We start from the raw sequence: 14,354 nt of genomic DNA, 5'->3' as shown, positions 1-14,354 counted from the left end.
GTTATATAGTTTTCCATTTTTATTTTTCTTCGTTATGAATTACGGCTACTGGTTTTCCGGTAACTTTTTCTTGTAAATATTGGAATATGATGAATAAAACCGGAATGATAAACAAACCTAGAATTACTCCTGAAATCATTCCGCCAGCTGCACCGATACTAATCGAGTGATTCCCTTGAGCTGATGGACCTTTAGCACTCATCATCGGAATTAATCCCACGACAAAGGCAAGTGATGTCATTATAATTGGTCGCAGACGAAGTTTCGCCGCATCTATTGAAGCTTTGACTAAAGCTTGGCCTGATTTTCTTTTTTGAACTGCAAACTCTACAATCAAAATGGCGTTTTTAGCAAGAAGCCCAATCAGCATGACAAGCGCAACCTGAACGTAAATGTTGTTTTCAATTCCGGTCAAGCCGATGGCAACAAATACTCCAAAAATACCTGCAGGAATTGATAAAATTACGGCCAAAGGCAAAATGTAACTTTCATATTGAGCAGCAAGCAGGAAATAGATAAATATCAAACACAATAAGAAAATGGTTGCCGATTGCCCTCCAGAAGAAATCTCTTCACGAGTTTGTCCTGAAAATTCATAACCATAACCTGCAGGCAATTGCTGTGCTGCAACTTCTTCGATTGCTTTGATGGCGTCTCCCGAACTAAATCCTGGTTTCGGAATCGCATTAATCGAAATCGAGTTGAACAAGTTGTATCTAGAAGCGGTTTCAGAACCATAAATACGAGTCAGTTTTACTAAAGTATTTATCGGAACCATTTCGCCTGTTTTGTTTTTTACAAATACACGGTCAATTGATGACGGATCAGCTCTGTCGGCAATATCTGCCTGAACAACTACTCTGTAATATTTACCAAATCGGTTAAAGTCAGAGGCTTGTGCGCTACCAAAATACGTCTGCATTGTTTGTAAAATGTCTTTTACATTTACGCCCAATTGATTTGCTTTTTCATCATTGATGTCCAATTGCAATTGAGGATAATCTGCTTTAAAAGAAGTAAACGCTACTGCAATTTCTGGACGTTTCATCAATTCTCCGATGAAGTTTTGAGAAATTCCGCTGAATTTATCCAGTTTTCCTCCTGTTTTATCTTGCAACACTAAATCTAAAGCTTCAACGTTGCTAAATCCAGGAACGGTTGGGAAACTGAATACGAAGAAACTTCCTCCAGAAATAGCACCTAATTTTCCACGAACCTGATTCATGATTTCGTCAATATTTTTTACGTCGCCACGGTCTTCATTTGGTTTAAGCAATACGAAAACAACGGCTGAAGATGGACTTGTAGAATTGGTCAATAAGTTAAAACCTGAAATAGCCGTTACAAATCGAGAAGCATCTAAACCTCTTAATGTATTTTCAGCTTCAGTCATTACTTTTTGAGTTCCGTCTAAAGAGGTTCCAGAAGGTGTATTAACCGCAATTGCAATAAATCCTTGATCTTCTGTTGGGATAAATCCAGCTGGAGTTGTTTTTACCATTATCACTGTTGCTACAGTAATTAAAGCCAATCCACCTAAGCTTAGCCATTTTCTGCGAATTAAAAATTTCAAACCTCCAACATAACGGTTGGTTAAGGAATCGAAACTTTTATTAAATCCGTTAAAGAATTTTTCTTTAAATCCTTTTTTCTCGTATGGAGTATCACCGTTTGCCGCATGATTATCTTTTAAGAATAAAGCAGCAAGAGCCGGACTTAAAGTCAATGCATTAACCGCTGAAATAACAATTGCAATTGCCATGGTAAAAGCAAACTGACGATAGAAAACTCCTGTAGAACCTTCCATAAAACCAACAGGCAAGAATACCGCTGCCATTACCAAAGTGATCGAAATAATTGCACCCGTAATTTCGTGCATCGCCTCGTGTGTGGCTACCTTTGGAGATAAATGTTTATGTTCCATTTTAGCATGCACCGCCTCGACGACGACAATAGCATCATCGACCACAATACCAATTGCCAGAATTAAAGCAAATAATGTCAGTAAGTTAATTGAGAATCCAAACAACTGCATGAAAAAGAACGTACCTAAAATCGCTACCGGAACCGCAATTGCCGGAATTAATGTTGATCTAAAATCCTGTAAAAAGATAAATACTACGATAAATACCAATATAAAAGCTTCAATCAAAGTATGTTCAACCTGTTCAATAGATTGGTCTAATGATACTTTTGTACTGTAGAAAATATTGTGTTTTATTCCTTTAGGGAAATCTTTAGCTGATTTCTCCATCAATTTATTAATTGCAATCTGGATTTCATTTGAGTTAGAACCTGCTAACTGAATAATACCCATTACAACTCCTTTTTTACCGTTCAAACGTGTTAAACTGTTGTAAGAGTAAGCACCAAGTTCAACTCTGGCGACATCTTTTAAGCGAAGAACAGATCCGTCTGCATTAGAACGAATGGCAATATTTTCATATTCTTCAGGCTTCGTCAGTTTTCCTTTGTATTTAATAACATATTCGAAAACTTCTTTGCTTCGTTCTCCAAATTTACCCGGAGCGGCTTCTAAACTTTTGTCTTGAATCGCGCTCATGATTTCGTTTGGCGTCACTTTATAAGTAGACATTTGTGTTGGGTTTAACCAAACACGCATAGAGTAATCTTTTACGCCTCCAAAAATACTTGCTGCACCAACACCAGGAATACGTTTGATTTCTGGAATAATATTAATTTGTGCATAATTGGCAATAAAAGTCTGGTCGTATTTTGACTCATCTTCGGTATACATACCAATTGCCATTATAAAACTGTTTTGTTGTTTTGCAGTGGTTACACCTTGCTGTACAACCTCTGCAGGCAATTGACTTGTTGCCTGAGCAACTCTGTTTTGAACGTTAACTGCGGCCTGATCTGCGTCTGTTCCTAATTTAAAGAAAACAGTAATCGCTAATGAACCGTCGTTACTGGCTGTAGAACTCATGTACGTCATGTTTTCTACCCCATTTATAGATTCTTCTAAAGAAGGTGCAACAGAACGCAAAACCGTTTCTGCGTTCGCTCCCGGATAAACTGCCGTAACCAAAACCGATGGCGGTGCAATATCAGGAAACTGTTGTAAGGGCAGTTTTGTTAGGCCAAGTACACCCAGAATAACCAATAGAATGGAAATTACGGTCGCCAGTACGGGTCTTTGTATAAATATTTTGAACATTTCTCTTTTAATTATTTTTGATTAATTACTTCTGCAACTTTAGAAGAATTTTCAGGCTGAATTACCTGTCCTTCCTGAAGTTTGTCGATACCGCTTAAAACAATTCTGTCGCCAGATTTTACTCCGTCTTTAATTAAATAATTGGTACCGCTTTTGCCCACAACTGTAATTGGCATTTTGTTTACTTTATTGTCTTTGCTTACTGTGAAAACAAATACTTTATCCTGCATTTCTACAGTAGCCGACTGCGGTACTAAAATCGCATCGTTGTGTTGAATTCCCAATAGAATTTTTCCTGTATTTCCAGAACGAAGCGTTCCGTTTTTGTTTGGGAAAGTCGCTCTTAGAGTAATGGCTCCGGTAGTTTTGTCGAACTGACCGTCAACCATATCAATTTTTCCAGTTTGCGGATACGCATTGTTATCAGCTAAGATTAAAGAAACAGGAGGAAGGTGTTTAATTTTATCGCCAATAGAATTTCCGGCATACTGCGCTTTAAAGTTGATGAAATCTGTTTCTCCTAAAGAGAAGTAAGCAAAAACTTCATGTACGTCAGATAATGTAGTTAATGGTTCAACATCGCTCGAAGAAACTAAGCTTCCTTGTTTTTTAGGCAACCTTCCAATGTAACCACTTACTGGAGCCGTAACATTTGTGTAGCTTAAATTAATTTTGGCTGATTCAACCATTGCTCTGGCTTGTTCAATATTTGCAGCGGCAATTTTTTGAGAAGCTTTAGCTGTTTTCAATTGATAGTCTGAAACTACTTTGTTTTGTACTAAAGGAGTTAATTTGTCTACTTCTAATTGAGCGTTTATTAAGGCCGCTTCAGAAGCATGAAGATTAGCCAATGCATTGTTTAGCTGCTCGCGGAACGGACGCTCATTAATTTTGAATAAAGATTGTCCTTTTGATACATAAGAACCTTCATCTACCAAAACGCGGTCTAGATTTCCACTTACCTGCGGACGAATTTCAACATCAACTGTTCCTTGTATTGAGGCAGGATATTCAGTATCAGTATTCGTGTTTTCAATTTTTATTAAAGCTACTGGCAGGAGTGGCGCTGCAGGAGCAGGAGCTTGCGTTTTATCGGCACAGCTGCTTAGAACAAGTGCCAGAATAAAGCTGGTTATAATTACATTTTTCATTTTCATATTGGTTTTAATTTGTTGGACATTTTCTTGAGTTGAAATATTTGTTAATCTGGCATTATTGGAATTCATATTTAATTGAATTAAATTATCTAACGTTGTTAAGTAAATTGGCGCAAAATGGTTATATAATTAAGCCTTCCAATTCTATTTCATAATTGGTATTAAATTATTTATCACTGTTAAGTAAAATAGTAAAAAAACTTCTATATTACTCTATTAAATTTTCTAACACTGTTAAGTGAAATTGAAAATTTTTTTATTGTATTGATTTGATGATTCCGCCAATCGCATCTTTTAAGATTTGATTGTTGATCGTTTCTAAAATGTCACTTTTGTTGATAATGTTAATAGCAATCAAACCGTGAATGACAGAAAAGAAAGTAAAATATTTTTGTTTAATAACTTCGTCAGTAGGGTTGCTGTTTTTCATAATTTCAGCAATTACTCCTGTGAATAATTTGTAAGGTGCCTCTTGAGCAGAACATCGCTGCGCACAGCAAGTCATTTGAACACCAAACATTACTTGATACATTTCGGTATCCGTAAAAGCAAAATCCCAATAGGCCATCCACATGGCTTCTAATTGTTCTTCTGGTTTTTCAAACTTAGCTTTCGCTTTTTCCAATTCTTTGGTTAGTTTGATAAACCCTTTTCCTGTCAATTCTAATAAAATGGCTTCTTTATTCGAGAAGTATTCATATATAATAGGAGCAGTATATTCGATCTTGTCAGCAATCTTTCGCATACTCAAACCATTCCAGCCTTCTTCTTTTACGATATCATAAGCAGCCCCAAGAATGTTATTTCTTGTCTCTTCTTTTTGTCTTAAAATACGATCTTTACTAGCCATTTTATTTGAGTATTAAATTGTTTAACACCGTTAGGCAAATATACAGCCGTTTTTCTGATTACAATACAATTTAGTTATAATATTTTCTTATCGTACGATAGAGTGTTGCAAAAACTTGCAAAAGCCTTGTAAAATAAAAGGTTTTTGAATGATAATATTTTTTAGAAGTGGAGCATTTCGTGATTTTAGGACGATTTTTCACGCTATTGATTGTATCTTTTATGGTGTACCAAGGCTTAATGGCATCATAAAAGGATTCAGTTTCTCCTGAAACTTCGGGGAGGACTATGAAAGAAGATATCTTTTTTATAATATTTTAATTTTCAGATATTTCATCAGCAATACTAAAAATAAGTTTTTTTCTTATAAGTTAACCAATAGAAAAACAAATACAGCATTACACATCAGGCCACAGAAATCCAAGATCAGAACAACGTTTAAAAATAGAAAGTGCTTTGCACACTTTAGAAAAAGAACTTTTAGCGGTAGAACTATAAATTGTAGACTTTCTAGCAATTTCATTTTTTCGTAACATTGCAATAAAAAAATGAAAACAACAACACTTATAAAAACAGCAATTGCATTTTTGTTTTTTCATCAGTTTGCATTTTCACAAGAAGCAAAGAAAGATACTGCTCCAGCTGGACAGCAATATACAATCGAAAACTGTGTCAATCACTTTGAATTAGACAAAGCCACAAAAACAAAATCAGGATATCAATATTGGTTTGCCGATAAAAACTTCACTCAGGAAAACACACTCAAAATGAGTATTGTCGAACCCGGAAAATCAACGCACGCACCGCACCATCATATTGAAGAAGAACTTTTCTACATTTTAGAAGGAACCGCCGAATTTTTCCTTGACGGAAAAACTGTTACAGCAGGACCAAATACAAGCTTCTACTGTCCCTCGAATGTCGAACACGGGATAAAAAATGTTGGAAATACAGATTTGAAGTATTTGGTTATTAAGAAGGATTTAAAATAAATGCTGATTAATAACCAAGATCTTCTTAACCTATTCCGTTACAGTAATTGTAAGGAGTAATGCGCTGCTGTAATTTATTTTAAATTATTTTTGAGATAGGGTTTCTAATAACTTTTCTAAGTTATCGATACTCATTTTAAATCCTTCTGTAAAGCCCATTTCAATCATTTTTTCTAAACGTTCTAGAGATTCATTTACAATAGTGATTTTTACTTTTGTTATTCCGTTTTGTTCGCTAAAATTATAATCCCAGTCTGAACCAGGTAATTGACGATTTTCATTTTCGTCTGAAAATGTATTGTACATTTTAAAATTGGTTTTTGGCGTGATAGAAGTAAATTCCTGAACCGACCAGCGCTCTTGTCCTTCAGGACTCACCATGGCATAAAATCTTCTTCCGCCAACTTCAAAATTCATGTGTTTTGTTCTGGCCGACCAAGGTTTTGGTGCAACCCATTGGTCTAAAAGCTCTGCTTTCGTAAAAGCATCCCAAACTAACGGCAAAGATGCATCAAATTCGCGTGTTATAAATACTGTTTTTGATGGTTTGTCTAAGGTAAAATCAAATAGCAAATCGTTTTTCATTTTTTCTGGTTTTTCATAGTTAATAATACGTCATCAAGCTGGTTAAAAGCGGTTTTCCAAATTTCTCTAAATTGGTTCAGCCATTTATCAATTTCTTTCATTTTTTCAATTTGAAGTGAATAATAAATTTCTCTTCCTTGTTGTTCCTGTTTTATAATTTCGCATTCTGTGAGTATGCGAAGATGTTTTGAAATCGACTGTCGGGTTGTATCAAAATTCGCTGCAATGGCATTTGGCGTCATAGACTGAAGAGCAAGTAGTGTAATAATTGATCGCCTTGTTGGGTCTGCAATAGCTTGAAAAATGTCTCGCCTCATGTGTTTTTAGGATCAAAATCGACCATCCACTGTACGCCAAATTTATCAGCAAACATACCAAAGTAATTTCCGGAAGGACCATAACTTATTGGCATTTCAATGGTACCGCCATTCGAAAGTCCGACGAATAATTTAACGGCTTCTTCCTGGCTTTCTACGCTAATAAAAACCGTATATCTATTGTCGGTTTCCATTACCTCTCCCATACTTGTTAAAGTGTCACTGGCCATTAACAAATTATCTTTGCTGATAGGCAGGGCAATATGCATGATTCTCTGAGCATCATTTTCTGGAATAGGATATTCATCGCTTGCTATGTCTTTGTAACGGGAAATCTTTGAAAACGTTCCGCCAAAAACCGATTTATAAAATGTAAATGCTTCTTCGGCATTTCCATTAAAGTGAATGTAAGGATTAATACGTGCCATAAATTCTGTTTTAAATTAATATTTAAGAAACCAATTGGTTGCAAATATAAATGCAACTATTCGGTTTCGCAAATTTTTCAGCTATTATTTTTTAGAAACGAGTAAAAATAATATACTAAAGTATCTGATAAATAAGTTTTTAATTGTGAAGTTGGCCTTTTTTAGTTACTTTGCAAATGCCTCAGAATTGGAGGTAACAAGAATTACAATTAAAATTATAAGCCGTATTTTTTAAAAAAGTCAGTAGACTTTAATTCTTTTAGAATTTTAAGATTAAAAAAAACGCAAAGTCAGGAGACTTTGCGCAGCGTGTGATTTTGCAGTGCGTTTTTTACTTACTTATTTAACATAGTTGGGAGATACACAAGACTGCCAATAAGTTACAATGATTTTAATAGTTTCTTTTATTTCGCTATAGTCTGAAGGCTTTACAAAAAATCCTTGAATAGATTTTGAATAAGCATCCACAACATGCCTTTGTTCGGCGCTTGTAGAAAAAAACAAATACGGAATCGACTTTAATCGTAAATCTTCATTTTGATGAATTTTTTCGCGCAGTTCCATACCGCTTAGCCTTGGCATATTGATATCAGAGAAAATAATAAAGGGTTCAACTTCTGTCTTGGTCAAATATTCTAGTGCTTTTTCTCCTTCTCCAAAAAAGATGACTTCATTTTTATAGTTGAGGTCTTTAAAAACATCGTTCAAGATTTCCTGATCTTCTAAATCGTCTTCAATAATAATGATTGGGCCGGCTTTGTTCATTTGTGTTTTTTAGTGAAGGTAGTTTATTTATGCTGGTATTCAATTTTTTATGATCTTGAATTTTTAGAATTATCCAGAAAAAAGGTATTTGCTTAGCTGAGAAAAACTTCGAAATGGGCAGTTTTTTATTTTGTATAACTAATTTATAGAATTGTTTTTTCAGCTTTCATCCTATAAAATAGTAAACTAAATTGACATGAATTTTATATAATTTCAATTTAATTTTTAATAATAATTTGAATTTCAATTAATTAACTTTTATTAAAGAAAGGTTTAACATAGTCTGTTTTCGCTGGCTGTCTGAAATAACTAATTTTAACTAAAATCAAATTAATAACATTTTAATATTTAAAATTATGAAAAAGAATATAGCCATATTAGCCACAGACGGTTTTGAAGAATCAGAATTATCATCTCCTAAAGCCTATCTAGAAGAGCAAGGTTGGAACGCAGATATCATCAGTTTGAAATCAGGAACTATCAAATCTTGGAAAGACGGTAATTGGAGCAAAGAATATAATGTTGATGTTGTATTAGATCAGGCAAATGAAGCAGATTACGATGCTTTGGTTCTTCCTGGTGGCGTTATAAATCCGGATTTATTAAGAAGAGAAGAGGGAGCAGTAAATTTTGTACGTTCCTTTTTTGAAAGTAAAAAACCAGTAGCAGCTATTTGTCATGGACCTCAAATTCTTGTAAATGCTGATGTTTTACAAGGTCGAAAAGTAACTTCGTTCTTCTCTGTTAAAAAAGATTTGCAAAATGCCGGAGCACAGTGGGAAGACTCAGAAGTAGTCGTAGACAATGGATTAGTAACCAGCCGAAACCCTGGTGATTTGCCTGCTTTTAATAAAAAAATGGTTGAAGAAATTAAAGAAGGAAAACACGAGCGTCAGACAGTGTAAAAAGATGCTTTTATTTATCAAGTTATAAAAAATGCAAGATCAATTTTGGTCTTGCATTTTTTTAAATTGGCAGTTTAATTACTCATAATTACATAGTTATACTGAATCATTAGTTTTTTGCTTGTGAGCACGAGCGGGTGATTATGGACAGTCTGATTATCCTTTATGATTTTTTATAGCATCAAATATTTCTTGAAAAAGTAAATTAATTTCTTCTGTATTTACAATTAAAAAAGTAGAAGCAACGGTAGAAAAATCAATCAGTACTTCAAGAGGATTATCATATTCTTTTTCTTTCCTTGATATCTTTAGTACCTTTAACATTTCATTCATTGACCTTAAGGACAACTCTACTTTTAGATTATGTGCAAATTTGTTTCTAATCCTATTTAGTTCAATAATACCTGGTTTGACGAATGAAGCTCGAGTGTCATGAATTGAAATTAAATTTGCTTTCTGTGAGAAGGAAAGTTTTGCTGAATCAAAATCAAGAGTTGTAAAACTAGCTTGTAGATAGTTTGTCAAATAATGTTCTACAACCAAATGATGCTTGAGAACTTGACCGATTGTATCGTGCTCTGAGTAAATTAGCGATTTAAAGTAATCATTATGAAGATTAAATTCATCCTCTATTTTGTCAAAATGTTGACTAAATTGCTTAATTACTTCCTCGATTTTGTCAATGATTCTCATGATTTTGGCTTAAATTTATTTTTAATTTTTGTAGTGTCAATTTAGTATTGCATAATACTGGTGGTATCAAAATTTTAAAAAACACTTGGAGTATTGGAATCAGGTTTTACGTTAGGTTCAGTTATTTTTAAAATCATCGGCATGGGAAAATCAACACCAGTTAACATTGCTTCACCAGAACTCAAAATAGGTAAAAATGATAAAGCACTTTTATTAGCATCAGAACAAGCAAATTCAATCGCTTCTCTATCTTGTTGATTAATTAATCGATGTACAATAAAAGTTCCCATCTGACTTAAAACCCCTCTAGGAATATCCCTTGGCATTTGTGTTGATATAACTAGGAATAAGCCAAATTTTCTACATTCTTTGGCGATTCTATCAAAAGCATCTAGTTCAACTTCTATTGAGTATTCGTCTTTAACTTTCTTATTTAAAAATAAATGAGCTTCATCTAAAAATAATAAAAGACTTTTTTTGCTTGCCGCTTTAAAAGCTTCGCTAAGAGCTTTTTCTAATAAATAACGTCCAATTGAATTAACTAAAATTTCACGTAGTTTGTTTTCAGTAGAAACATTAGAAACCGAAAGAATTAAAACATTTGATTTACCTCTTAAAAAATTCTCAAATATACTTTCAAATTCATTTTTACATAAAAGATCAAGTTCATTCTTGAAATCAAAAACATTTAAGAATGATCGATCATTTGTCGTTAACAATATCCTTGAAATTAATGACTGACAATTATTTCTTGCCGGATTGTCTGGGCTTCCATTATCGTATACACATTCACTTAATATTTGAGCTGCCAAGGCAGTCATTTCAAAAGTACAGTGATTTGAATAAACACTTGTATTATTTTTACATGCTGATATATATTTAAAATTTTCCGTTGTATCTTTTTTCTTCAGTGTTGTATATCCATGTTCTCTACTGGTAGTAAAAGCTTCGTTTTTGATTAAACTATCAGTTGTATCAAGGGGGGTGTTTTTATTATTTATGATTTCGATTAATCTCAAACTCTTCATTGCTTCTTGAAGCTTTGGTAATTGCGATTGTTGTGAAGGCCTGAATAATGCAAACAAATCAGTTTCTCTTAATTTTTTATAATTAAAATAAATACCGTCTTGTGATATTTCATTAAATTTATAATAATCAATTTCGTTTGATTTTAAAGTCTCATATTCTCCAGTGGCATCAATCAAAATTGCCTTGCCATTTTGTGCAACAACTTGCTCAATTAATTTGGCAACTGTCCAGCTTTTTCCTCCTCCAGTTGTTCCAACTATTGCGCAATGCCTTCCAAACAAAGCTTGAGAAGATACATCAATTTTATGATTTTCGTTATCGGGCAAAGTTGCTAAAGGAAGAGTTTTTGGTACAATGCCGTCTTTCACTCCAAATTGAGTGAGTAATGAACCTAAAAAAGTGTCTGAACATAAATAAACTTTTGCGCTAACCGGAGGCAATTGATCTAAGCCTTTTTTTGCTTTAAGTTTATAATTATCAAAACACAATAATATTTCTATTTTTCCTGTCGGATGAAAAACATCTTTTTCAAATTTTGATTCAGTAAGTTCTAATCTTTCTTTTTCAGGTAATGCTATTTCTGCTATTTTACCTAAAAAGCCACATCCTGTTCCTTCGATTACGACGTACTTACCAGTAATAGCATGATAGCCATCATCTGCATTGAAAAATTTTTTCAACAATATTGACGAAGGGAAATGAACTCTTGTTTGTAATGGAGAAACCATTGTAACGAATCCTATAAATCTACTTTCTGAATATGGATCCATTATTTTTTATTTATAAGTTGAGACAATTCTTCAAGTATATCGTTTCTTTTGTAAGAAATGTTTTCTGGATATTCGTCAGCTAATTTTTCAAATGTTTCAGCAACTAGAGTTATTCTACTTTGTTGAGTTGCTCTATGTAAATCCTTTTGGTATTCATTATCTTGTAAAATTACTTCAGGGTATCCAAAAGCAATCAGATTAAGCGCCGGATTTTGTTTCAAAGATTCTAGTATAACAGATGAAATATGTTTGTCTACAAAACTGAATCCTATAGTTATTAATAATGTGTTTTCAGTGCGTAATGACTGCTGAAAACGTGCCATCATTTCAAAATAAGGTTGTTCATAAGAGTGTTCATATTTACTATCCTGTGGAAAAATCATAACTCTATCATTGATAATAATGCTTTTGCTATCAGCTTGTACTATTTTTTTATCCTTTTTTTGCCAATTCAAAGAACCATGCATTTTGAAAAGATAAAATAGTTTTGATATTGTGCTATCTTTTTTATCCTGTCTATTATGACGAGTTTCTATAATGTCGTAGTCGAAATACTTGCCATTAAATTCTCTAGGATTTGAAAAAGTAAAACCATCTATAACGGTTAACATTTCTTCGCTGGCAGCTTGTTCAAATAGTGTGTCATAATTTAATGTAAACAGCTTTATTCTTGGATATTTTTGAGGCCTTAATGTAATTTTATTTAGAAATTTTTCATGAGGCGAGTTGGAAGGCAAATTTAGGGAGCAATTGAACACTATAAATTCTTTAACTTTAATAATTTCCTTCTCTATTGATCCTTTGTTTACAACGTTGTAAATTCCTGCTAAAGATAAAAGAGCTTCTAAATCTTTGACTTTTTTATCATGACCGGTTTTAGTTAGCAATACATTTAAAGTTGTACTGTCTTCTTTTTCAAACAATTCCCATAAACCGGACATAGCTAAGCCTTTTTTTGTTTTACCAATGGTAACAGAAGAACCTGCACCAGATAGAATGATAATGTTTTCGATTTCATTATATTTATTTTGGATAAGGTTTTTATAGAAACTTCTTTTTTCGTCTTCAATATAATCTTTCAAAGAAATTGTTTTTCCCTCATACTCAAAGTTTCCATCTTGGTCGGATGTAAATTCAAATATATCTTTATCAGTAATAATTTTTGCTGAAGTAAAAATTTTATTGTCCTGTTCAATTTCAATTGTTTTTTTCTTGTTTTTTAATATAATCATGATAATCGAGTATTATTTGGGATGAGTTTTTTAGATAACGTAAAAAAATATTTAAAGATATTGTTTTTGATTAGTTAAATATATATATGCAATTTTATATAGATGATTACGGGAAAACATAAAGTGTCTATTTATAATCATTGTAATTGTATGTATTTTTACTTCAATGAATTTAATCAATGGTCTACATTAGGGTGTAAATGTTTATCAAAAATATCAATTTAACAATCTAACTAACCACGTACTTATACCTGATTTATACCTGATTTATACCTGATTTATACCTGATTTATACCTGATTTATACCTGATTTATACCTTTTGAAAATGAGTGCTCTAGCCCCGATGAGAGGGAAAATCCTTTTGTGGTGTGGTTTGGCACAAAAGATTGGAAGGAACATCGAGAAATATCTCCTGAGAAATTTTAAGGAAAACATCCTTCTTATTGGTACAAGTGTAGTGTTAGTATTTTTATTCTATTGGAATAACAAGACGTTCATTAGCTTTCGTAGACCATTGAACCTGCCATGTTTTACCATCAAGTTAATCAAGAAGAATGAAGGTAAAAATGTTTTGTGTTGGAAATAGAGTAAATCTATTATTGACCTCATTCTCCTTTACAACAAGAGGTATTAAATTTAAAGATGTTTCTAAACGATTGTTTTCTTTCGTATCATATTGAACTTGCCACATTTGCCCATTTCTTGTGTTTAATTTTATAAATGTCCACAAATTTTGTGTTGGAAAAAGTTTATAAACAATGTCATTATCTTCTTTTTGAAGAAATATTTTCATTAACTGTGTTGAGAATAGGGTTAATTTTTAATTTGTTTGAATATGTACTTGATACTACTAAAATCAGGATTACTAAAACTGTAAAATTTCTCGTAATTGTTTGGTATTAAGTTGGATTTGTTGTTGTGATTAAAAATATAAAATTCTAATTACAAATGCTAAATGTACTTTTCATAATTAAAAAAAAGGGGTGATACTTTTTAAAGGACCATCCCTTTTCGCAAATTTTAAATTACATTTACTTAAATCCCTACAAAATCTGTAGCTTTAACTGCTACGGCTTTTTCAAGTGTGACTTGTAAACTTCTACAAACTGATTTTAAATCACTCATAGCTTGATCGGAGGATTTGTTTGAATGCCACATTGTTGTATTTGGTAAAAGATACGTTTTTGGATCATTGGAATTTTTGAAATTGTCATGATAGCCTAAATTTTCTAATGCTGCTTTAACTGTTGAATGTGATTTATTAATATCATAAGATATTAATACTGTTCCTACTGTTGTTCCCATAATTATATTATTTAAATTTTTTGGAAAAGTAAACTAGTATTTTGATTATTGTTTACGGTTTTCCATAAATGCCTTTTTCTAAGAATTAACCAAGAGTAGAAAAAAAAAACAATGTGTTCTGACCGAAACTTAAATTTTCTCATCA

General features: G+C 32.7%; 14 protein-coding genes. 2 read left to right on the top strand and 12 right to left on the bottom strand.

What is annotated here, in order from left to right; all coding sequences use genetic code 11:
- Window positions 1-19: 19 nt before the first annotated feature.
- The 3 genes from IR010_RS18120 to IR010_RS18110 form a co-directional block, all read right to left on the bottom strand.
- The gene (locus tag IR010_RS18120; protein ID WP_194570609.1) at window positions 20-3,181 is read right to left on the bottom strand and encodes an efflux RND transporter permease subunit; all 3,162 of its coding nucleotides are present in this window, start codon (window positions 3,179-3,181) and stop codon (window positions 20-22) included.
- Between the two features lie 11 nt (window positions 3,182-3,192).
- Window positions 3,193-4,407 carry an efflux RND transporter periplasmic adaptor subunit gene (locus IR010_RS18115; RefSeq protein WP_194605762.1) on the bottom strand — a complete coding sequence of 405 codons (1,215 nt, stop codon included), beginning with the start codon at window positions 4,405-4,407 and terminating at the stop codon, window positions 3,193-3,195.
- A gap of 187 nt (window positions 4,408-4,594) precedes the next feature.
- Entirely contained in the window at window positions 4,595-5,188 is a 594-nt protein-coding gene (locus tag IR010_RS18110) for a TetR/AcrR family transcriptional regulator (RefSeq protein ID WP_029273530.1), read from the bottom strand.
- A gap of 547 nt (window positions 5,189-5,735) precedes the next feature.
- Between IR010_RS18110 and IR010_RS18105 the strand changes: the two genes are divergently transcribed.
- Window positions 5,736-6,179 carry a cupin domain-containing protein gene (locus IR010_RS18105; RefSeq protein WP_194570608.1) on the top strand — a complete coding sequence of 148 codons (444 nt, stop codon included), beginning with the start codon at window positions 5,736-5,738 and terminating at the stop codon, window positions 6,177-6,179.
- A gap of 84 nt (window positions 6,180-6,263) precedes the next feature.
- Here the strand turns inward: IR010_RS18105 and IR010_RS18100 are convergent, their stop codons facing one another.
- The 4 genes from IR010_RS18100 to IR010_RS18085 all read right to left on the bottom strand — a co-directional run bounded on the left by IR010_RS18100 (window position 6,264) and on the right by IR010_RS18085 (window position 8,274).
- Window positions 6,264-6,764, bottom strand: coding sequence for an SRPBCC domain-containing protein (locus tag IR010_RS18100; protein WP_194570607.1), 501 nt, complete (start codon window positions 6,762-6,764; stop codon window positions 6,264-6,266).
- On the bottom strand, window positions 6,761-7,081 hold the full coding sequence (locus IR010_RS18095) for an ArsR/SmtB family transcription factor (RefSeq protein ID WP_194605760.1): 321 nt from the start codon (window positions 7,079-7,081) through the stop codon (window positions 6,761-6,763). Before IR010_RS18095 ends, IR010_RS18100 begins: the two co-directional genes overlap by 4 nt.
- Window positions 7,078-7,509, bottom strand: coding sequence for a VOC family protein (locus tag IR010_RS18090; RefSeq protein ID WP_029273526.1), 432 nt, complete (start codon window positions 7,507-7,509; stop codon window positions 7,078-7,080). The genes IR010_RS18095 and IR010_RS18090 overlap by 4 nt, the downstream gene beginning before the upstream one ends.
- A 339-nt stretch (window positions 7,510-7,848) precedes the next feature.
- On the bottom strand, window positions 7,849-8,274 hold the full coding sequence (locus IR010_RS18085) for a response regulator (RefSeq protein WP_194605758.1): 426 nt from the start codon (window positions 8,272-8,274) through the stop codon (window positions 7,849-7,851).
- A 356-nt stretch (window positions 8,275-8,630) separates the two neighbouring features.
- Here IR010_RS18085 and IR010_RS18080 point away from each other — a divergent pair, with 356 nt between their 5' ends.
- Entirely contained in the window at window positions 8,631-9,179 is a 549-nt protein-coding gene (locus IR010_RS18080) for a type 1 glutamine amidotransferase domain-containing protein (RefSeq protein WP_194605756.1), read from the top strand.
- Between the two features lie 156 nt (window positions 9,180-9,335).
- Here the strand turns inward: IR010_RS18080 and IR010_RS18075 are convergent, their stop codons facing one another.
- The 5 genes from IR010_RS18075 to IR010_RS18055 form a co-directional block, all read right to left on the bottom strand.
- The gene (locus IR010_RS18075; RefSeq protein WP_194605754.1) at window positions 9,336-9,872 is read right to left on the bottom strand and encodes a hypothetical protein; all 537 of its coding nucleotides are present in this window, start codon (window positions 9,870-9,872) and stop codon (window positions 9,336-9,338) included.
- 74 nt (window positions 9,873-9,946) lie between these two features.
- Entirely contained in the window at window positions 9,947-11,671 is a 1,725-nt protein-coding gene (locus IR010_RS18070) for an ATP-binding protein (RefSeq protein ID WP_194605752.1), read from the bottom strand.
- Window positions 11,671-12,903 (bottom strand): SIR2 family protein, encoded by a 1,233-nt coding sequence (locus IR010_RS18065; RefSeq protein ID WP_194605750.1) that lies wholly within the window; start codon window positions 12,901-12,903, stop codon window positions 11,671-11,673. Before IR010_RS18065 ends, IR010_RS18070 begins: the two co-directional genes overlap by 1 nt.
- Before the next feature lie 542 nt (window positions 12,904-13,445).
- Window positions 13,446-13,697, bottom strand: coding sequence for a hypothetical protein (locus IR010_RS18060; protein ID WP_194605748.1), 252 nt, complete (start codon window positions 13,695-13,697; stop codon window positions 13,446-13,448).
- A 242-nt stretch (window positions 13,698-13,939) separates the two neighbouring features.
- Complete coding sequence (locus IR010_RS18055; protein WP_194605746.1) at window positions 13,940-14,209, bottom strand: hypothetical protein; 270 nt, start codon at window positions 14,207-14,209, stop codon at window positions 13,940-13,942.
- Window positions 14,210-14,354 lie beyond the last annotated feature (145 nt).

This window comes from Flavobacterium sp. MR2016-29, assembly GCF_015350695.1.
In the GTDB taxonomy this organism is placed as follows: Bacteria; Bacteroidota; Bacteroidia; order Flavobacteriales; family Flavobacteriaceae; genus Flavobacterium.
The sequence above is the reverse complement of the archived record's forward strand: the minus strand, read 5'-3'. Positions and strand labels throughout refer to the sequence as shown.